Source organism: Lachnoclostridium sp. An169, from assembly GCF_002160525.1.
GTDB classification, from domain to species: domain Bacteria; phylum Bacillota; class Clostridia; order Lachnospirales; family Lachnospiraceae; genus Mediterraneibacter; species Mediterraneibacter cottocaccae.
On sequence record NZ_NFKT01000039.1, the window covers coordinates 19,443 to 38,918 of the forward strand.

18 protein-coding genes and 2 pseudogenes are annotated in these 19,476 nt (G+C 46.9%); 12 read left to right on the forward strand and 8 right to left on the reverse strand.

Annotated features, from left to right (window positions below):
- Positions 1-132 precede the first annotated feature (132 nt).
- The 4 genes from B5F07_RS19365 to B5F07_RS19380 form a co-directional block, all read right to left on the reverse strand.
- Positions 133-1,128 (reverse strand): cytidylate kinase-like family protein, encoded by a 996-nt coding sequence (locus tag B5F07_RS19365; protein ID WP_087162856.1) that lies wholly within the window; start codon positions 1,126-1,128, stop codon positions 133-135.
- 15 nt (positions 1,129-1,143) lie between these two features.
- Positions 1,144-2,589, reverse strand: a complete 1,446-nt coding sequence (locus B5F07_RS19370; protein WP_087162857.1) for a sodium:proton antiporter — start codon at positions 2,587-2,589, stop codon at positions 1,144-1,146.
- Positions 2,590-2,688: 99 nt separating this feature from the next.
- The gene (locus B5F07_RS19375; protein WP_087162858.1) at positions 2,689-3,621 is read right to left on the reverse strand and encodes a fructosamine kinase family protein; all 933 of its coding nucleotides are present in this window, start codon (positions 3,619-3,621) and stop codon (positions 2,689-2,691) included.
- A 1-nt stretch (position 3,622) separates the two neighbouring features.
- Positions 3,623-4,135, reverse strand: coding sequence for a ferritin (locus B5F07_RS19380; RefSeq protein WP_087162872.1), 513 nt, complete (start codon positions 4,133-4,135; stop codon positions 3,623-3,625).
- A 228-nt stretch (positions 4,136-4,363) separates the two neighbouring features.
- On the opposite strand from B5F07_RS19380, the gene B5F07_RS19385 reads away from it, so the two are divergent.
- The 4 genes from B5F07_RS19385 to phnX are packed head-to-tail and all read left to right on the forward strand — an operon-like array spanning position 4,364 to position 7,377.
- On the forward strand, positions 4,364-5,269 hold the full coding sequence (locus tag B5F07_RS19385; RefSeq protein ID WP_087162859.1) for a MurR/RpiR family transcriptional regulator: 906 nt from the start codon (positions 4,364-4,366) through the stop codon (positions 5,267-5,269).
- Complete coding sequence (locus B5F07_RS19390; RefSeq protein WP_087162860.1) at positions 5,238-5,462, forward strand: hypothetical protein; 225 nt, start codon at positions 5,238-5,240, stop codon at positions 5,460-5,462. The genes B5F07_RS19385 and B5F07_RS19390 overlap by 32 nt, the downstream gene beginning before the upstream one ends.
- A 51-nt stretch (positions 5,463-5,513) precedes the next feature.
- Positions 5,514-6,617, forward strand: coding sequence for a 2-aminoethylphosphonate--pyruvate transaminase (locus B5F07_RS19395; protein ID WP_087162861.1), 1,104 nt, complete (start codon positions 5,514-5,516; stop codon positions 6,615-6,617).
- A complete protein-coding gene (gene phnX / locus B5F07_RS19400) occupies positions 6,604-7,377 on the forward strand; it encodes a phosphonoacetaldehyde hydrolase (RefSeq protein WP_087162862.1) in 774 nt (257 codons plus the stop codon). The genes B5F07_RS19395 and phnX overlap by 14 nt, the downstream gene beginning before the upstream one ends.
- Before the next feature lie 136 nt (positions 7,378-7,513).
- Here phnX and B5F07_RS19405 read toward each other — a convergent pair whose 3' ends face one another.
- The 4 genes from B5F07_RS19405 to B5F07_RS19420 all read right to left on the reverse strand — a co-directional run bounded on the left by B5F07_RS19405 (position 7,514) and on the right by B5F07_RS19420 (position 13,019).
- Positions 7,514-8,467 (reverse strand): DUF2156 domain-containing protein, encoded by a 954-nt coding sequence (locus B5F07_RS19405; RefSeq protein WP_087162873.1) that lies wholly within the window; start codon positions 8,465-8,467, stop codon positions 7,514-7,516.
- 142 nt (positions 8,468-8,609) lie between these two features.
- A complete protein-coding gene (locus B5F07_RS19410; protein WP_087162863.1) occupies positions 8,610-10,025 on the reverse strand; it encodes a cation:dicarboxylate symporter family transporter in 1,416 nt (471 codons plus the stop codon).
- Between the two features lie 83 nt (positions 10,026-10,108).
- Positions 10,109-11,806: an FAD-dependent oxidoreductase gene (locus B5F07_RS19415; protein ID WP_087162864.1), complete on the reverse strand. Its 1,698-nt coding sequence runs from the start codon at positions 11,804-11,806 to the stop codon at positions 10,109-10,111.
- A 16-nt stretch (positions 11,807-11,822) separates the two neighbouring features.
- Positions 11,823-13,019 (reverse strand): MalY/PatB family protein, encoded by a 1,197-nt coding sequence (locus B5F07_RS19420; RefSeq protein WP_087162865.1) that lies wholly within the window; start codon positions 13,017-13,019, stop codon positions 11,823-11,825.
- A gap of 440 nt (positions 13,020-13,459) precedes the next feature.
- Between B5F07_RS19420 and B5F07_RS19425 the strand changes: the two genes are divergently transcribed.
- The 8 genes and pseudogenes from B5F07_RS19425 to B5F07_RS23610 form a co-directional block, all read left to right on the forward strand.
- The gene (locus tag B5F07_RS19425; RefSeq protein ID WP_087162866.1) at positions 13,460-13,939 is read left to right on the forward strand and encodes a MarR family winged helix-turn-helix transcriptional regulator; all 480 of its coding nucleotides are present in this window, start codon (positions 13,460-13,462) and stop codon (positions 13,937-13,939) included.
- 281 nt (positions 13,940-14,220) lie between these two features.
- Complete coding sequence (gene thpR / locus B5F07_RS19430; protein WP_087162867.1) at positions 14,221-14,706, forward strand: RNA 2',3'-cyclic phosphodiesterase; 486 nt, start codon at positions 14,221-14,223, stop codon at positions 14,704-14,706.
- 22 nt (positions 14,707-14,728) lie between these two features.
- Entirely contained in the window at positions 14,729-15,376 is a 648-nt protein-coding gene (locus tag B5F07_RS19435) for a cyclase family protein (RefSeq protein ID WP_087162868.1), read from the forward strand.
- 141 nt (positions 15,377-15,517) lie between these two features.
- Entirely contained in the window at positions 15,518-17,209 is a 1,692-nt protein-coding gene (locus tag B5F07_RS19440) for an AAA family ATPase (RefSeq protein WP_087162869.1), read from the forward strand.
- A gap of 158 nt (positions 17,210-17,367) precedes the next feature.
- Complete coding sequence (locus tag B5F07_RS19445; protein WP_087162870.1) at positions 17,368-18,306, forward strand: ATP-binding protein; 939 nt, start codon at positions 17,368-17,370, stop codon at positions 18,304-18,306.
- A 322-nt stretch (positions 18,307-18,628) separates the two neighbouring features.
- A pseudogene (tnpA, locus tag B5F07_RS19450) lies at positions 18,629-18,871 on the forward strand (IS200/IS605 family transposase); the annotation flags it as partial.
- 45 nt (positions 18,872-18,916) lie between these two features.
- Positions 18,917-19,330, forward strand: a pseudogene (locus B5F07_RS19455) (RNA-guided endonuclease TnpB family protein); the annotation flags it as partial.
- Between the two features lie 5 nt (positions 19,331-19,335).
- Positions 19,336-19,476 (forward strand): transposase (locus B5F07_RS23610; protein WP_242972602.1); only part of this gene is annotated, 141 nt, incomplete at its 3' end.

Consider the following 19,476-nt stretch of genomic DNA (forward strand, 5'->3'; position numbering starts at 1 on the left):
GCCGGCGGTTCGAATCCGCCCAGGAACGTAACCGGAAAGCGGAACTTTCCAGAAGATATTTATATGTTTTCTGGAAAGTTCCGCTTTCTTTATGATCTGAAAATGCTCTTATACAAGTTTTTTCCCGGTTTTCTATTTCCTTTTCTGATCAATCATCCGTTCAATCAGATCAATGGTCTCCCGGATGCCGTAATTGGCGCTGTTGATGCACAGATCATAGTTTTCCGGTCTGCCCCAGCGCCCGCCTGTATAAAAATCATAGTATTTTTTATGCTGCCGGTCCATCTGCTTTAAAAAGCGGGAGGCCTGGCGGAATTCCATATTCTTGGACGCCATGGTTCTCTGGATGCGGAGAGAAAATGGGGCGCTGATAAACAGGCTGATGTGAGGAATATGATTGTTGGTCAGGATCGCGTCCGCGCATCGTCCCATAATCACACAGTCCTCTGTACGGGCCAGATTACAGATCAGATCGCTCATATTGAAAAATACGGCGTCCTGTCTTGGCAGCCCGTGATAGCGGTTAAATTCGCGGAACCAGGTTTTCAGACGGAAGGACCTTTTCCGGTATTTGTCAAAATATGTAAAATGTTCCGCTTCAGCATCATTGACAGACCCTTTTTCCGCCTCCAGGCGATTCAGAACCTGGTTGAAGATTTCCACGTCATAGTAATTGATATGCAGATCATCCGCAAGTTCAAAGCCGATATCATTTCCGGCGCTTCCCTGAGTCCGGCTGATGCAGATGACCAGATGGTCGCTTTCGGAAAGCTTTCTTCTGGAAGAGAGATTCAGTTCCGCGCGGGCCAGGTCGATAATGTCTACCTGACCGAAGCTGTCCGGAAGTTTTTCGATTTCTTTCAGAATACTGTCGTATTCCGTAAGCATCCTGCTTTTTTCTTCTTTATCCGGAATGGTGCGCGCCATATTTCCGATCAGTGCCAGCTCGCTTCGGAGAAGATGACCGTCCGGCTTTGTGAGCATCATCATGCACAGGTTCTGCACGGTGCTTTCCCTGTTGCCGGTGAAAGTCCGGCCAAGTGCAGATCCCACACATTTGTAAACTTTTTCGTCCAGATCATAGATGCGGTTGGCAAGATCCATACATTTTTTCTTATTTTCCTGCATGTCTGTCTGCCCTCCTTACAAAAAGAATATTAACGTGTCCAACAGGAACAGCGGGATTAAAAAGCCCAGCGACCACAGCATATATCCAAAGAAGGACGGCATGACGACACCGTTTTCATCGGAAATGGATTTTACCATGAAGTTGGGTGCGTTTCCGATGTATGTGTTTGCTCCCATAAACACGGCACCGCAGGAAATTGCGGACAGCAGGTGTACCGGAACCGTTCCGAGGCTGGTGGAGACTCCGCTGGTAAATCCGATGGTCCCCGCTGTGGTAAGAAATACCAGGTAAGTCGGCGTATTATCAAGGAAGCTGGACAAGGCTCCTGTCGCCCAGAAGAACTGAGCGGGCTGCTCCAGTCCAAGATTGGGACCAACCTGTTTTAACAGCATCAGCGCCGGCTGCATGGTGATGAAAATACCGATAAACAGCACCGCCACCTCCTGAATGGCTCCCCAGGTAAAGTGGTTTCTGGTACGGATATCTTTGGGTGTGGTCTTAAAGGAAAGACCTGCCGCCACAAGAATGATTACAATCTCAATCAGAGACGGAATACTTAAGGTTACATCTCTGAAAATATGTATGCCGAGAACGTTTCCTGCGCTGTCCTGGAACGCTTTCATGCCCGGCAGTACACCGCTTAAAATAACGGCCATAACAATCATCAGAAGAAAGATGAGATTGTGCAGTCCGTCGATGCGGAACTGGGTTCCCGGTCTGCTGATATCCGGCTTTCTTCCCTCAGCAATATCTTTGCGGTACATCCGCTTGTCCACATGATAAAAGACAAAAAGAAGAATAACCATGTTGAACAGAAGTACCGGAAACAGGTTCAGACTCCAGAAAAACGGAACGCCCCGCATAAAGCCCATGAGCAGCGGAGGATCCCCGATGGGAGTCAGGATTCCGCCCATATTGGATACCATGAAGATAAAGAAAATCATGATATGAGCTTTTCTTTTTCTCCAGACATTCATTTTCAGTACCGGCCGGACCATCAGCATGCTGGCTCCGGTAGTCCCGATGCAGCTGGCCAGAAAGGTTCCAAGCGCCAGGAGTCCCACATTTACCCGGGGAGAGCCGGCAAAGTCTCCCTCCATGGTGATGTTGCCGGATACGCAGAACAGGCCGAACAGCAGAATGATAAAGGTTATATAGTCGTTTATCGTACAGTCCAGCACGGTTTCAGCCGTTTCTCCTGCCCCGTAAAGGATAGTAAACGGGATCACCATTGCCAGTATCCACAGGATCACCACATGAGGCTTATGGGCATCCCACCATTCGCCTTTTACAAGAGGCAGCACTGCAATACAGAGAAGCAGTCCCGCGAAGGGAATGCAAAGCCATACCGGCACTGTTGATGCTCCGCCGCCCCCGCTGCCTTCCGCCGCCCAGACTCTGACGGGACTGGCGAGAAATGCGCAGAAGAGAGTACATAGTAAAGTTATTATTTTTTTCAAAACAGTCACCTCCATAGTCATGGAAATTATAACGTAAATGGAATGGTAAATGCAAGAGTAAGCCCTGATAAAAAGGGGGCTAAAAAGGGAGCTGCCGCATTAATCGGCAGCTCCGGTATATCGCTCGATAATCTCAACCACACTTCTGAGATACCCCCTGCCGAACAGATTCAGATGATTCAGCAGATGGTACAGGTCATACAGTCCTTTCCGCTCCCGGTATCCTTTCCAATCGACAGGATTGACTTCGCTGTATGCGTCATAGAAGCGCTCCGGAAGGCTTCCGAACAGCTGCGTCATCGCGAGGTCGGCTTCAAAATCTCCCACGTAAGCAGCCGGATCAATAATCCATGCCTTCCCATCGGGACCGCAGAGCATATTGCCGCTCCAGAGATCGCCGTGGAGCAGGGAAGGAAAATCCGGTTCACGCAGATAGGAGTCAAGGTGCTCCAGAATATGATCCGCCTTTTTCATGAAAGAAGGATCCAGATATCTCTCTGCCATGGCAAGCTGCGGAAGAAGGCGGCATTCCCTGTAGAAATCGATCCACTTTTCACAGGGCTGATTTTTCTGGGGGCTTGCGCCGATATAGTTATCCTGGTGGAAGCCGAATCGGTTTTCGTAAGAGAGGAACTCCGCCCGGTGGAGCTCTGCCAGCTGATGTCCGAAAGTCTCCCAGTAGGAAGCGATACGGGGAACGCCCTCTATAAATTCCAGTGCAAGAAAGGAAATTCCTTTCTGAGCGTCTGTTCCAGCCCCGAGAATGCGCGGCACCCCGATCTTTCCGGAAGAGCGGAGTGCCTGCAGTCCTGCCGCTTCAGTAAGAAAGAAATTTACATTGGCAGCGGAATTGGTTTTTAAAAAGATATAGTCGCCGGTAGAAAGACTTACCCGGTATGCATCATTGATATCCCCTCCGTGGACCGGTGCAGTGCTCAGGACGGATGCAGCGGCACCGAAAAGAGTTTTCACCATATTGTCAACGGAGGAATACAGTTTGTTCCCTTCTTCCGGAGAAAGATGTACCTTCATCTTACAGCACCAGGGAAGGAGCGGCATAGGTACGTGCAGCAAGTTCCTGATCGAGCAGATACAGGCTCTTCGGATCGGAGCCGAACAGATTCATCTTCTTGATGAGATCGGTGGCGTTGGTCTCCTCCTCGCCCTGCTCTTTTACAAACCAGTCAAGGAACTGCATGGTCCGGAAATCTTTCACGTCATAAGCAGCAGCATAGATATTGTTGATCAGTCCGGTTACATAGCGCTCATGTTCCAGTCCGTTTTCCAGAACTTCCATGTGACTCTTGAAATTGGTGTCCGGCTGGTCGATTGCGGAGAATGTAATCGGCGCGTCATTGTTCTGCATATACTGTCTGATCAGCATTGCGTGGTCGCGCTCCTCCTGTGCCTGAACGTTGTACCAGTTGGCAAATCCGTCAAGCCCCTCATCTGAAAAATAATTTGCGAAAGCAAGATAGAGGTATGCGGAGTAAAATTCTTTATTGATCTGTGTGTTGAGCAGTTCAGCTACTTTTTCATTTAACATGGATAAAATCCCCTTTCTGTATATGATTTTCTCAAATAAAATATAGAACGTTTCCCTCTGAAATGCAATAGCATAAATGTGGATAAAAAGACGGAGAAAAAGATGAAATTTACGAAGATTTAACATATTTCCCGGAGGCGGAAAATTCTTCTGTCTGGTATAATAAATCCGGAAAAAGATCAGGTAAAAAGGAGAGGAATCTGTAGATATTCTACAGAAACTTATATTATGAAAAATGAAATTACAAATCAGATTGAATCCTGCTATGCCGACCTGCGCAAATCGGAGAAACGGGCGGCGGATTATATTCTGAGGCATGCTGAGCAGGCGGCGGAACTGTCCCTGGACCGTCTGGCAGATGCTGCCGGGGTGAGCCAGCCCACGGTCCTGCGAATGCTGAAAACCGCAGGATTCGGAGGCTACAGGGAATTCAGATATCAGATGGTTGCAGAGCTCGCCAGACAGAGAAGCAGGGAAGGGGAGGAGCAGGCCCTTCCTCACGAGCTGATGTACGGATATCATCTGAACAGGGAGGACGGTCTGGGAGAGATCCCTTTTAACATTACGATGACAACGGAGCGGATGCTGGAGGAGACCATGAAGAACTTTCCCAGAAAGACTTTTGACAGGGTGATCCGCGCCTTGAAAAGCGCCAGGCTGATCGACATTTACGGTGTGGAAAACTCCGCGGTTACGGCGGTAGATCTGTTGACAAAACTGCTTTATCTGGGGCTTCCGTGCCGCCATTTCACAGACTGCTATCTTCAGCGGATCGCTGCGGGAAAGCTCACAGATCAGGATGTCGCTGTCGGAATCTCCTATTCCGGGGAGTCCGGGGACACGGTGAATGCCATGAAAGCGGCGAAACATGCCGGAGCCTGTACGGTGGCAATTACGAATTTCCGGGAATCGACGATCAGCAGATACTCGGATATCCTGATCTGCACCAGTCAGGAACAGCATTTCTGCGGAAATGCCATTTTTTCCAGGTCGCCCCAGATCCTGATTGTGGACATGATCTATATGGGACTGATTTCCTCGGACTATGAATATTATGCCGGACAGCTGAAAAAGTGCGAGAAGGTGGTGCGGGAGAAAACATATGAATCCGGCAGGTCACGCGAAAAAAGATAGAAAATCTACAGATAAAACAATGTTAAGCCTGTGTAAAGTTTACATTTCCTTTACACAGGCTTTAATTATTTCTGATAGAAAGGTCCCGGTAAATATGCCTATAATTGCTCATGCAGACGATGCTCCGGAAAATCATAAGTACAGGAAAATCAGAAATGTGGAGAATTCAGAAATGCGGAGAAAAAAAATCTGAAACGAAAAAATGAAATGACAAAAGCAAAATGGGAAAAGGAGAGAAGAAAAAATGAAGACGTACAAACTTCTTACACCGGGACCTCTGACAACGACAGACACAGTAAAGCAGCAGATGATGTTTGATCACTGCACATGGGATGACGACTACAAGCAGATCACACAGGAGATCCGTAAAGGACTTCTGGAACTGGCACATGTTTCCCCGGAAGAATATACGGCAGTACTTATGCAGGGAAGCGGAACATTCGGCGTGGAATCCGTCCTCACCAGCGTGGTCGGAGACGGCGATGAACTTCTGATCTGTGCCAACGGGGCTTACGGCGAGCGCATGGCCGATATTGCCGATCACGCTGGAATCCGGTATCATGTATACAATGAGCATTATAATAAGGTGCCAAATGCACAGAAGATAGCAGAGCTGCTGGATGCAGATCCGGCGATTACCCATGTTTCCATGGTACACAGCGAGACTACATCCGGTATTTTAAATGACATCGAGGCAGTGGGAAAAGTGGTAAAAGAAAGAGGCAGAGTATTCATTGTGGACGCCATGAGCAGCTTCGGAGGCGTGGACATCCCGGTAAAGGACTGGGGCATTGATTTTATTATCAGCAGTGCCAACAAATGTATCCAGGGAGTTCCCGGCTTCTCTTTTGTTATTGCGAGAAGAGATCTTCTTGAAGCGAGCGCGGGAAAAGCGAGAAGCCTGTCCCTTGATCTCTATGATCAGTGGAAGACTATGGAGGTGGACGGAAAGTGGAGATTCACCTCCCCGACCCATGTGGTACTTGCCTTTGCACAGGCGATGAAAGAGCTGAAAGAAGAGGGCGGCATTGAGGCGAGAAACCGCCGTTACACGGAGAACAACCGGCTTCTGATTGAGAAGATGGGGGAGATGGGAATCCGTCCGTACATTGACAGTACGCACCAGGGACCGATCATTACCACTTTCTTCTATCCGGAGAAATGTAACTTCACATTTTCCCAGATGTATAACTACATAAAAGACAGAGGTTATGCGATCTATCCCGGGAAAGTGACGGAGGCGGAGACGTTCCGTATCGGGAATATCGGGGAGATTTATCCGGAGGATATCGAAAAAGTATGCGCACTGATGAAAGAATTTCTGGAGGAGTACAATGATGAAAATTAAAGCGGTAATTTTTGACTGGGCGGGAACTACAGTGGATTTCGGATGCATGGCGCCGGTGCAGGCGTTCGTGGAAGTATTCAGACAGTACGGTATCGAGCCGACTATGGAAGAAGTCAGGGAACCCATGGGGATGCTCAAGATCGACCATATCCGCACCATGCTGAAAATGGACCGGATCAGAGGGCTGTGGAGGGAAAAGTACGGGAAAGACCCGGGGGAGGAAGAGGCGCAGGCGCTGTATGCGATTTTTGAGGAGAAGCTGCTCGGCATCCTTCCGGATTACTGCGACCCCAAACCGGGCGTAGTGGAGACGGTGAACCTTCTGAAAAGAAACGGAATCCGGATCGGTTCCACCACAGGGTATAATGACAGGATGATGAACATCGTGGTGCCTGCGGCAAGGGAAAAAGGGTATGAGCCGGAAGTGTGGTTCAGCCCGGATTCCACGAACCAGAAAGGTCGTCCCTACCCGTACATGATCTTCCGCAATATGGAGGCCCTGGGAATCAAGAAAGTGCGCCGTGTGATGAAAGTGGGAGATACGGTATCGGATATCAAAGAAGGGAAAAACGCAGGCGTCTGGTCCGCGGGAATCGTAGTGGGAAGTTCGGAGATGGGGCTTACCCGTAAGGAGTATGAGTCGCTTTCTGCGGAGGAGAAGGCATGGCGCTGCAGGGCAGTGGCAGATAAGTTTGAGGAAGCAGGGGCAGACAAGATTTTCTATACGATCGAAGATCTGGGAGAATTTCTGCTGGGCTAGAGTAGTGCATAAGGTCTGAAACGACACAGAATTATCTGAAAAACAGGGTGCGCAGCGGGAAAAAATATCCACGCTGCACGCCCTGTTTTTCTGCACTGTCCGCCCTGTTTCACTGAATAATATGCCTGGGATTCTTTTATGCATTATCAGATTTGTCATCAGATATGTTATCAGCTCCGGTATATTCCGCCCGCTCGGTCACAAATCCTTTCTCCACCATGAATACCGGCCGGTAAGAGCGTTTTGCACGCCGCAGGCCTTCTGCTCCGGTGTCCTCCTCGCGGTTCACGTAGCGGTAATCCATGCATGCATGACAGACAAACTGCTGGTTGATCATGGCGTAAGCCTCCGGCACGCGGGAGAGGGCTTTCTCGATATGGACGACAAAGGTATCTCCGCAGAGCGGTTCGCCGATGGTGAAGGCGACGGCTTCTCCGTCCACCCGCAGGACTCCGCCTGTAAGTTCCAGGTCTTCAAAGAGCCGCAGGGAGTTGAGTGTCACACAGATCTCGGCAAGCTTTTCGTCGTTCTCTTCGCAGTCATTTTCCTGACGCCAGATCAGCCCCATCTGGAAACAGTCCTCCAGATTTTCCGGGGACATGGGCTCATAGTTCCAGCGCCCTTCATATACGGCTTTGAATTTGTTGATATGATTCCGTTTCGCATGGAGTTTTTTCCCGGAAAGCGAGGCAAGTTTTTCTGTCTCATATACATAATCAGCCTGGTCTTCATCATATTCAATCTGAAATCTTCCCGGATACCATTCTTCCAGAAGGGAAAAATTGCTTTCTGTAATATTGTAGAGGCAGAAAGGATATCCGCGCTTATGGCTGTAGTTTTCCAGAACCTCAAGGGCCCGTTTCACGTGCTCCGGTTCGCCTGCCGGAAAAGCAAATGCCAGCCGGTCTTCACTTTCACTCTTGAATACGAGAGCGGACTCTACGATCCCAAAAGTAACCGGATAGTATCTGGACCAGAGATAGACATTTACAAAAGATCTCTCACAGCTTCTGCTGCAGTATTTGTGAAAATATCCGGAAATCAGGTCTTTGTGTTCTAATTCTACTTTCTTAAATTCAAGTTCGGTCATGTCTCTCACCATTCATTTTTGTTTTCTCTTCCGGGAAATGCTCCCGTTTCTGCAGTGCGGCAGATATGGCCGCCGAAAAATTGAGCACCACAGTCCGCCGGAACTGTGATGCTCTTGCTGATAATAGCAGCGTATTGTCTGTTTAATCTTTCTTTTCTACCTGGCCGGCGTTCATGTCATTGTAAACTTTCATATCCAGGCTTCCCATCATCTTGTCTACAACAAGTGCGTTTGTCAGGGAGCCGGTTACATTTAACATTGTTCTTGCCATATCAATAATCGGGTCGATGGCAAGAATCGGGCTGATGTTCGAGAACTGTGCGCCCATGCCGACACCGGAGAGGCTGACGGATGCAGCCATTGTAGCTGTGCCCGGGATACCTGCGATTCCCAGGGAACCGATGGTTACGACGAAGATCGTCATGACGATCATTGTGATGTCGATCGGTGTTCCTGTGATGTTACATACATAGATAATCAGCAGAGCCGGGAAGACTCCCGCACATCCCTGCATGCCGGCTGTTGTACCGAAACCGGCCACAAAGCTTGCTGTACCCTGGTCTACACCGAGTTTCTTTGTCAGTGTCTCGATTGTCATCGGAAGACATCCGACGCTGGAACGGGATGTAAATGCCATCAGCATGGTAGCAAAGCTCTTCTTTAAGTAAGCTGCCGGATTCAGTCCGTTTACCACGAGCAGGATCAGCTGGATGATAAACTGTACGATAACCGCAACATAGAGGGCGATGATGAACTTTCCGACCTCGATGATAGAGGAAAGGCCTCTCTGCGCGATCGTGTTGGCAAGAAGAGCCATAACTGCCCACGGCATATAGTCGAGAATCAGAAGCGCCATATTGATCATTGCCTTGTGCGCTGCGTTGATCAGGTCATATAACGGTTTTGCAAATCCTTCGGTCTCCGGATCGTGTTTTACCCACCATACTGCCAGACCGAGGAAAGCGGAGAAAATAACCAGTCCGATAATGTTGCTGTCCACCATTGCGCTGACAATATTGTTCGGGATCAGGTTCTGGATGGTGGTAGCTACCGGAGTGATCTCCTTTGCTGTAGCGGTTCCGTCCTCAACGATAGTAGCACCTTTTCCAACGCCGAACAGAATACCGATAACAATACCGGTTACAGAAGCGATGGCAACCATACCCATGGTAACTCCGATTGTCTTTTTCACCAGGCTTGCCATGGTCTTTCCCTGCTGCATGTTGATAACAACCTGCAGGATGGAGATCATAACCAGAGGCACTACGATCATCCGGATCAGGTTAAGGTAACCGCTTCCGAACATGGCATACCAGGTTGTGGTTTCTGATACAAACGTTACTTCCATCGGATCGTCCGGGAAGCCGGCAACGAGCTGCATCACCAGTCCGAGCACCAGCCCGAGTCCGGTTCCGATCAGAACGACAATCGAGAAATCCATATTTTTCTTGTGGTATAAAACATGAATCAGATAAAACAGGACTGCCAGTACAACCAGGAAAATAATGGTTCTGAAATCACTGATTTTCAAAAAGTCTTTCAAAAATACGTTATCCATATACTCTCACCTTCTCTTTCGTTTTAAATCCCGCCTCACGATAAGCTGATCTGAGTTATCCGGGGCAGATCTTATGGAGTTGTCTACATAAAGTTGTATTCTGTGAGTATCTTCTCACGCCCGGTCACAGTGTCCATGAAGTATTCATAGTAGCTGATTCCCAGGAAGGAGCCGGAAATATTGTAAATATTGTCAAATCCTCTTCCCTTCAGCGCCATGATGGCGTTATAGCTCCTCTGGCTTGTCCTGCAGTGCAGGTATACCGGACGGTCTTTCGGAATCTCCGAAGTTCTATGCCGCAGTTCTCCGAGAGGGATATTCACCGCGCCTTTGAGATGGCCTTCGTCGAATTCCTCCGGCGTCCTCACATCGATGATGCATGCGCCGCTTTCCACAAGTCCTCTGACATCGCTTACATGAACCTGCTTAAAGACTCCGTGGAGCACATTGAGCGCCACCAGTGCAGCAAGATTTACAATATCTCTTGCTGTTCCGAATACCGGCGAATAGCAGAGCTCCAGTTCCTTTAAGTCCTCCAGAGTTCCGTTCATGGTGATCATTGTGGCAATGACGTCGATCCGTTTGTCCACATTTCCCGTGCCGATGGCCTGGGCGCCGAGAATTCTTCCCGTGGGAACCTCATACACAAGCTTGAAGTGTACCGGCGCGCTTCCCGGCATGATTCCTACTTTGTCCATAGCCATGGTGTAGACAGAATCACAGGGGATTCCGTTCGCTTTCGCGGTCTTTTCGTTCAGTCCCGTCGCGGCTGCATTCATGCCGAATACCCGTACCGCGCAGGAACCGATCACCCCTTTGTTCGTTCCGCCTATGCCGTAAATGGCGTCCGCCGCGGTTCTTGCCTGGCGAAGGGCAGGTCCTGCCAGAGGAAGCTTCGCCGGCCTGTGCGTCAGGCTGTTGTAAACCTCGATGGCGTCTCCCACCGCATAAATGTGCGGATCACTTGTACAGAAATCTGCCGACACTTTGATGGCTCCGGTTTCGCCCAGTTCCAGTCCGGCGTCTTTGGCAAGAGCCGTCTCCGGCATCACGCCGATCGCCAGAACTACCACATCCGCGGGAATTTCCCTGCCGGAAACGAGAGTTACGTGATCTTCGGCAATCGCTTTTACGCCGTCGCCCAGGAATAACTCCACGCCGTTGTCAAGGAGCTCCTTGTGAAGAATCTGGCTCATGTCGTAGTCGAAAGGAGCCATGACCTGATCGGCTGCTTCCACAACTGTGACATGCTTCCCTGCTTCTTTTAAGTTCTCCGCAACTTCCAGACCGATGAAACCGCCGCCGATGACAGCTACATTCTCCCGTCCTTCCTGCCTTGCGTACCGGTCCAGATTTACAATGTCGTTGACATTGCGGACCGTAAATACGTGTGGCAGAGATACCCCCTCGATGGATTTCGGGCGGATCGGGCTGGCACCGGGGGAAAGAACAAGCGTGTCGTAGGATTCTTCATATTCCTTTCCGGCGATCCTGTCTCTGACACGGATCTTTGCCGATTCCCGGTCAATGGAGAGGACTTCGCTGTTCGTCCTTACTTCGATGTCATAGGAAGAACGAAATCCTTCCGGCGTCATCATCAGAAGATAATCCGCATCTTCAACTGTTCTGCTCAGGTAATAAGGAAGAGAGCAGTTGGAGAATGATACATGTTCTCCTCTTTCAAAAATGGTTATGGATGCATCTGCATCCAGACGTCTGATTCTGGCGGCTGCGGAGGCGCCTCCTGCCACACCGCCTACAATAAGTATCCGTTTACCCATGTTTCACATCCTTTTGTTAATCCAGTCCGTTTAATTCTTTCAGGTTTTTGATAAGGCTTTCTACCGCTGCCCTGATATACTTCGTATCCGTAGCGAGATTGATGCGGATAAATCCGTGGCCGGTATAGCTGAACCACTCGCCTACATCACACGCCAGACGGCATTTCTTCTGAACAAATTCTTCCACTTTTGTTCCGTCAATATAAGCTCTCAGATCAATCCAGGAGAGATAAGTCCCCTCCAGCGGTGTTACGACAATCTTCGGGAGAGCTTTTGCAAACTCGCCTTTCATATAGTCGTAGTTGTGGCAGATCAGAGCCTTGACGCCCTCGAACCACTCTTCGCCGCCGCGGTACGCTGCTTCCATGCCGACCAGTCCCATCACGTTCGCCTCCGGGGAACCGATGCTCTGGATATATTTGTCATAGGTCTCCATCAGTTTCTCATCATAGATGATTACATGGGAGTGAATCAGTCCGGCAAGGTTGAATGTCTTGGATCCGGAATTCAGCAGGATCAGCATATCCTTGTAAGCGCCGTCTTTCAGATTGGAAGAAGATACGAATTTATTGTCTCCGAAGACGAAATCCTGATGAATCTCATCGGAAACTACCAGTACTCCATGTTTGCGGCAGATATCAAACATTTTTACCAGTTCTTCCTCCGTCCATACACGGCATACCGGATTGTGGGGGGAACAGAGGATAAAAAGTTTTACGTCGTTCTCTGCGATTTCCTTTTCAAATTTGTCGTAATCCAGAGTGTAGTATCCGTCGTTGTTATCCAGTTCAACCGTGACCAGCTTCCTGCCGGAGTTCAGCACTGCATCATAGAACGGATAATATACGGGGGAGCAGGTAATTACGGATTCCTCCTCCTTTGTATATGCTCTTACTGCTGCATACAGGGAACCGACCACACCGGTTGCAAAGCGCACATTTTCTTTGGCAATGTCCATGTTGTGATGCTTTTTCTGCCATGCAAAAAATGCCTCATAATAGGAATCTTCCACCTTGCCGTAACCGAATACGCCGTGCTGTACACGTTTCGTCATTGCATCGATCACAGACTGCGGACAGCGGATTTCCATGTCGGCAACCCACATCGGCAGAAGATCAGCATCCCCGAAAATCTCTTCGAGAGAATCCCACTTTAATGTGCCCGTACCTTTTCTTTCCACACAGTTTTCGCGGCAATACTTCTCAAAATCCATACTTACAATCACCCTTTCTCTTATAAAATTTTTACGGAAAATCAGATAAATTGTTTTCTGACTAAACTATATTATAAAATGGATTGTAAAATATGTCAATTACTCTTTTGAATTTAAACGAGAAACCGTTATTTTAAACAAAAAACGGGCGCAATTTAATAAAAAATAGTTTTTGAACTTAACTATTTTTACAATGGGATGCCATATAAGAAAAGGTGCCTGATAAATGCAGGCTGTTTTTCCGCCGCATTATCAGACACCTTTGTCTGTCGAAAAGAATATCAGATCAGAACTTTCCCGTCAAGACAAAAAATGCGGGATAAAAATCAAATAGCGAAAATATCGAAAATCTTGAAACGGAATTTTATATATGATATGATTGAAAACACTGAAGTTTAGAATGTCAGATAAATCAGGTTAAGCAGGAGAAGAATGACAGAATGGAACATTTTTCAGATATCAATAAGATGTATAAAAAGCTGAACGTGAGGGCAGATATGATCTATGAATTTGTAATTCTGTATCACAATTATATCTATGCCCAGCATACATATGAGGCGGAAAACTGCAACATGATGGAAATACACACCCTTACATATATTGATGACAGCCCGGGAATCACAGCCACAGAGCTCTCCAAAATATGGCATAAAAGTAAAAGCGCCATTTCCCAGACGATAAAAAAGCTGATCAATTCCGGTTATGTGGAAAAAAAATATCTGGAAAACAATGAAAAGACAGCGCGTCTGTTTACTACGGAGAAGGGACATCAGCTCTCCAATGTCCACAAGGCTTATGATGTGGCGGATATCACGCAGACAACGGCCTATCTTGTGGAACAGTGTAGCGAGGAGGATCTGGATGCGTTTTACCGGATACTGGAGCAGTATATCGGGCTGCTGAAATCGGAAATACAGTGATGGCAGAAGTAAAATAAGTTTAAGGTTGACAGCGTTACCGCAGAAAATGAAAAAATAATAAAAGAAACTGCAAAAAAAATCTCTGGTACCGGGAAGGTTTCGGAGATTTTTTTATAAGAATCTGTGTTCTTTTGCGCAGAGGAGGAGCAGGGAAAGATACTTTCAGAAATATTTCCGAAAAGGGGAATAAAATGCTATAATCGGATAAAAGATTCCTTTTGCGGAACTGATCAGGAGGTTACTATGCTGAAAATTTATCTGGGACAGATGGAGGAAGCAATATGAGACTTTTTATCGCAATCGATCTTTCGGAAGAGATGAAGAAATCTCTTGTCGGCTGTATGCATGATCTGAAAAAACAGGGCGTGGAGGGCAATTATGTTCCGGCGCAGAATCTGCATATGACCCTTGCTTTTATCGGGGAATATGACGATCCGGCGAGAATAAAATCTGTAATAGACAGAGTGCCGCTTACTCCGTTTCGTTTAAGTCTCTCGGAATCCGGAAACTTCGGAAATATTCTGTGGGCGGGAGTGAAAGGCAACCAGAAGCTGAAGACATATGTGAAGGAATTGAGAGAAGCTCTGGCGGCGGAGGGAATACCTTTTGAAAAGGACAAATTTGTTCCCCATATTACGCTGATCCGGAAGACCTCTGCAAAAAGAGCGTATCAGGTGCATATGCCGAAAGCGGATATGATGGTGAAGAAGGCGTCGCTGATGAAGTCAGAGCAGAGGAACGGGAAAGTGGTTTATAAAGAGATCTAAGTCTTATGAGAGGGAAGTGGAAATGAAAGTAATTGACCTGACTCACACAATAAAAGAAGAGATGCCGGTCTATCCCGGGACGGATAAGCCTAAGTTTATTCCGGCAAACAGTTATGAGGAAAACGGGTTCAAAGAAACCATGCTGCAGATATACACACATACAGGGACTCATATGGATCCGCCGGCACATCTTTTTGCAGGGAGAACGACATTGGATCGTTTCCCGCCGGAACAGTTTATCGGAAAAGCTCTGGTTATAGACTGTCGGGATCTGAAAGAAGGGGAGCCGATTTCGATGGAATACATCCGAAAAAAGGGAGAAAAGGTGAAAGAGGCGGATTTCTTACTGTTCAATACCGGATGGGATAAGCTTTGGGAATCCGATGCTTACTTTGGCGATTATCCGTGTATTGATGATGAGGTATTGGACTTTGTGCTGTCTCATAACTATAAAGGAATCGGATTTGATGTGATCGGGCTTGATCCGATTACCGACGAGGAGCTGACACGGCACAGAAAACTGTTTCAGAACTGCGACATTGTAAATATTGAAAACCTCAAAAATCTTGAGCTGTGCGGGGACGGTCTGTTCTGGTTCAGCTGTTTCCCGCTGAAACTGGATAACTGCGACGGTTCGCCTGTCAGGGCGGTTGCATGGTTTGAAGAGTGATGGAGGCAGACAAGAAAACGACCTGATCAGGAAGTCTGTGGGGCTGGATGAGATAAGGTATGAAGAAGGGACGTTGCAAAATAGCTTAGGTGATTTTATACTACTATTAGTATAATCAGAAGCGTACCGGAGGAAACTGCTATGTCAAAAGTAATAAGTATCGGCAGACAAAGTTTTGAAGAACTGATTAAAAACGACTGCTTTTATGTTGATAAGTCAGGTCTGATCAAAGAGTGGTGGGAATCGCAGGATGATATTACGCTGATCACCCGTCCGCGCCGCTTTGGAAAAACCTTGAATATGGATATGATGAAGTGCTTTTTTTCAAACCGGTATGCACAGAGAGAGGAGTTGTTCTGCAGCCTTTCCATCTGGAAAGAAGAAAAATACCGAAGACTCCAGGGAACATTTCCAGTTATATTTATAAGTTTTGCGGATGTGAAACAGACAAACTGTGAGGATGCGGTCAAAAAGATCAAAAGGATCATAACAGATCTGTATCAGCAATATATCGAGCTCTCTTCATGGAAAGGGCTGACGGAGACAGAGCGCCGGCAGTTCCTGTCTGTGACCCCTGATATGGATGATGTTACGGCTCAGTGCGCGATCATGGATCTGTCAAATTATCTCAGCAGGTATTTTAAAAAGAAAGTGATCATCCTTCTTGACGAGTATGACACGCCGCTGCAGGAAGCATACATGTACGGATACTGGGATCCGTTTACTGCATTTATCCGCAGCCTGTTTAATTCTGCATTTAAGACAAACCCGTATCTGGAACGAGCTCTGATGACCGGTATTACGAGGGTATCGAAAGAATCCATTTTTTCGGACCTGAATAATCTGAACGTAATTACAACGACTTCCGATCAATATACGGAATGTTTCGGTTTTACGGAAACGGAAGTGGATGAAGCGTTGGATTCTTTCGGTCTCGAAGACAAAAAGGACGAGGTGAAACGGTGGTATGACGGTTTTACCTTTGGAAGCAGCAGGAATATTTATAATCCCTGGTCGATTACGAATTACCTGGATAAGAAAAAATTCGCCGCATACTGGGCTATGACAAGTTCCAATCAGCTGGTGAGCAGCCTGCTGAAAACAGCCCCGCCGAACATCAAGGAGCTGATGGAAGATCTTCTGAACGGAAAAGAGATCGCAGTAACCTTTGACGAGCAGATTGTATTTGAACAGTTGGACCGGGATGAGAATGCCATCTGGAGCCTTCTGGTTGCAGGAGGATATCTGAAAGTGGAAAATGTGGAATACCGGGGAATTCTTCTCGAACCATGGTATCACCTCAGCATCACAAATCTGGAAACCATGAGTATGTTTTCCGCAATGTTCCAGGGATGGTTCAGCAGTTCAGCATCAGATTATAATGCATTTATCCGGGCGCTGCTCCGGGGAGATGTAAAAGAAATGAATGCATATATGAATGATGTCGCTCTTGCAGTGATCAGCAGTTTTGGCGGAGAAAATCATCCGTCCGGGAAAATGCAGCCGGAACGTTTCTACCATGGTTTTGTTCTCGGAATGCTGGTGGAACTGCGGGACCGCTATGAAGTAAAATCAAACAGGGAAAGTGGTTATGGAAGATATGACGTGATGCTGATACCGCTGTCAGAGAATGATGACGCCATAATACTGGAGTTTAAGGTTCACGACCCGTCAGAGGAAAAGAATCTGGAAGAAACCGTACAGGCGGCACTTGCGCAGATTGAAAAGAAAAAGTACGACACGGAACTGACAGAAAAAGGATTCCCGAAAAACAGGATCCGCCGCTATGGATTTGACTTTGAGGGAAAAAGGGTGCTGATCGGCGGGAAATAAGAGGAGAAATCGATGCAGATGTTTTGCACCGAAAAGCAGAATCGTCGCAAAACGATATGCACCGAAAAGCGAAATCGTCGCAAATATTCTGCAACGAAAGAGAAAATCGTTGCAAATCGTTTGCGACGATTTTATACTATAATCAGAGGTGAGATGGGATGAAAGAAGGCAGGAGCCTAGAGCTTGGCAGGTTGATCCTTGAGGGGCAGAACAAGTCTTTTGAAGAGATTGTTTCTGCCAGACAAGAACTGACATTCGCAAAATTGGAAGAGGAATTTGTACGTACAATGGGAATAACCAGACTGAATAAGGATATTCTCAAAACTTTGGAGCTGTATTCAGATAAGAATGGGTATAATAATGCTGCCGCTCTTCTGGCTGATGAAAATGACTTTAAAGGTGTGGATATTATCCGATTTGGCAATAATATTGATGAAATTTTGGACAGAGAAACATTGGAAGGAATTTCAATATTAACCCAGTTCAGCAGAAGTATAGAAATGTACTGCAAATATTATCAGTATGAAAAAATAGATGGAACAGAAAGAAGGACGATTGAGAAGGTTCCGGAAAAGGCTTTCCGTGAAGCAATCGCCAATGCACTGGTTCACCGGTTATGGGATGTTAATGCATCGATTAAGGTGAGCATGTTTCCGGACAGAATAGAAATCAGCTCCCCAGGCGGGCTTCCTGCCGGAATCAGTAGAGAAGAATACCTGAACGGACAGATATCAATTTTCAGAAATCCTATTATCGGAAATGTTTTCTTCAGATTAAAGTATATAGAAAAATTTGGAACAGGAATTCTGAGGATCAATCAGGCTTATGCAGAAGCTCTGGAAAAACCGGAATACAGAATTTTTGACAATTCGATTCAGATCATGCTCCCGGTAATTATGACAACAGACGCGCTTACAGAAAACGAAAAGATAATTTATGTTCTTATACGGGATAAGGGCGTGATGACCAGAAATGAACTGACAGAAAAAACAGGGATGGGAAAAGATATGGTACTCCGTGTTTTGAATTCTCTGCTGGAGAAAAATATTATCAGGAAAAAGGGGATGGCAAGAGGAACAAAATACGAGATTATGTAAATACTGTGGAGGCACATTCTTAACACCATTCTAACATTCATATTCTTGAATCTGTCCATGCATAAACGTATAATTATAAGTATAATCATTATAAACATACAGAAGGAGGACAGATCAAAATGGGATATGAGAAACTTTTTACACCGTTTAACTAATGTTAAGCAAGAATTCCCCCAACCTCTGCAGGTGGAGGGATGAATTGTCATTATTATCTGAATATTTTGACTTTTTCTCACTTGTAAAAGAACACTTGTTCTTCCTTCAAGGATGTAATATAATATGATCAGTCGAAATACGAAAGGATCTGATTATATTGAGAAATATGGATCATAATGCACATTCAGTTTTTCTTCTTTATTATCATCTCATAATGGTCGTAAAGTATCGCCGGAAAGTGATGGGTGACCAAATTTTTGATCGTGCAAAGGATATCTTTGAGTATATTTCACCAAAGTACGGGATTGCCTTAGAAGAATGGAATCATGATCAGGATCATGTCCATGTTATGTTCCGTGCACAGCCGAAATCGGAGAACAGTAAATTTATAAATGCGTATAAGAGCGCCGGTTGAAGTGATCAGGGCGTACATAGAGAGTCAGGGGGGAGAAGGATGAACAGAGCACATAAGTTTCGGATCTATCCGACCGGGGAGCAGGAGATTCTGATCAATAAAACCTTTGGCTGCTGCAGGTTTGTCTATAACCATATGCTGGCAGATAAGAAACAGGCGTATGAGGAAACAAAACAAATGAGAAAGATCACCCCTGCGGCATATAAAAAAGAATCTCCCTGGCTGAAAGAGGTCGATTCCCTTGCGCTTGCGAATGAGCAGCTTCATCTGGAATGTGCATACCGGAAGTTCTTCCGGGAACCGGGGACGGGATTTCCGAAGTTCAAGTCCAAACACGGCAGCCGCAAGAGTTACACCACCAATGTAGTGAATGGGAATAGCTGGATATCAGAGGGAAGGCTGCGCCTGCCAAAGGTCGGGAAGGTCAAGATCCGGCAACACAGGGAGATCCCTGCGGGATGGCAGTCCTCTCCACAGGAGAGAAATGTGGGAATCCGGGATACTACCGTCAGGCACAGAAAAGGCTGGCCAGGGAACAAAGAAAGCTGTCCCACTGCCAGAAAGGCAGCCGGAATTACCAGAAGCAGAAGCGTAAAGTG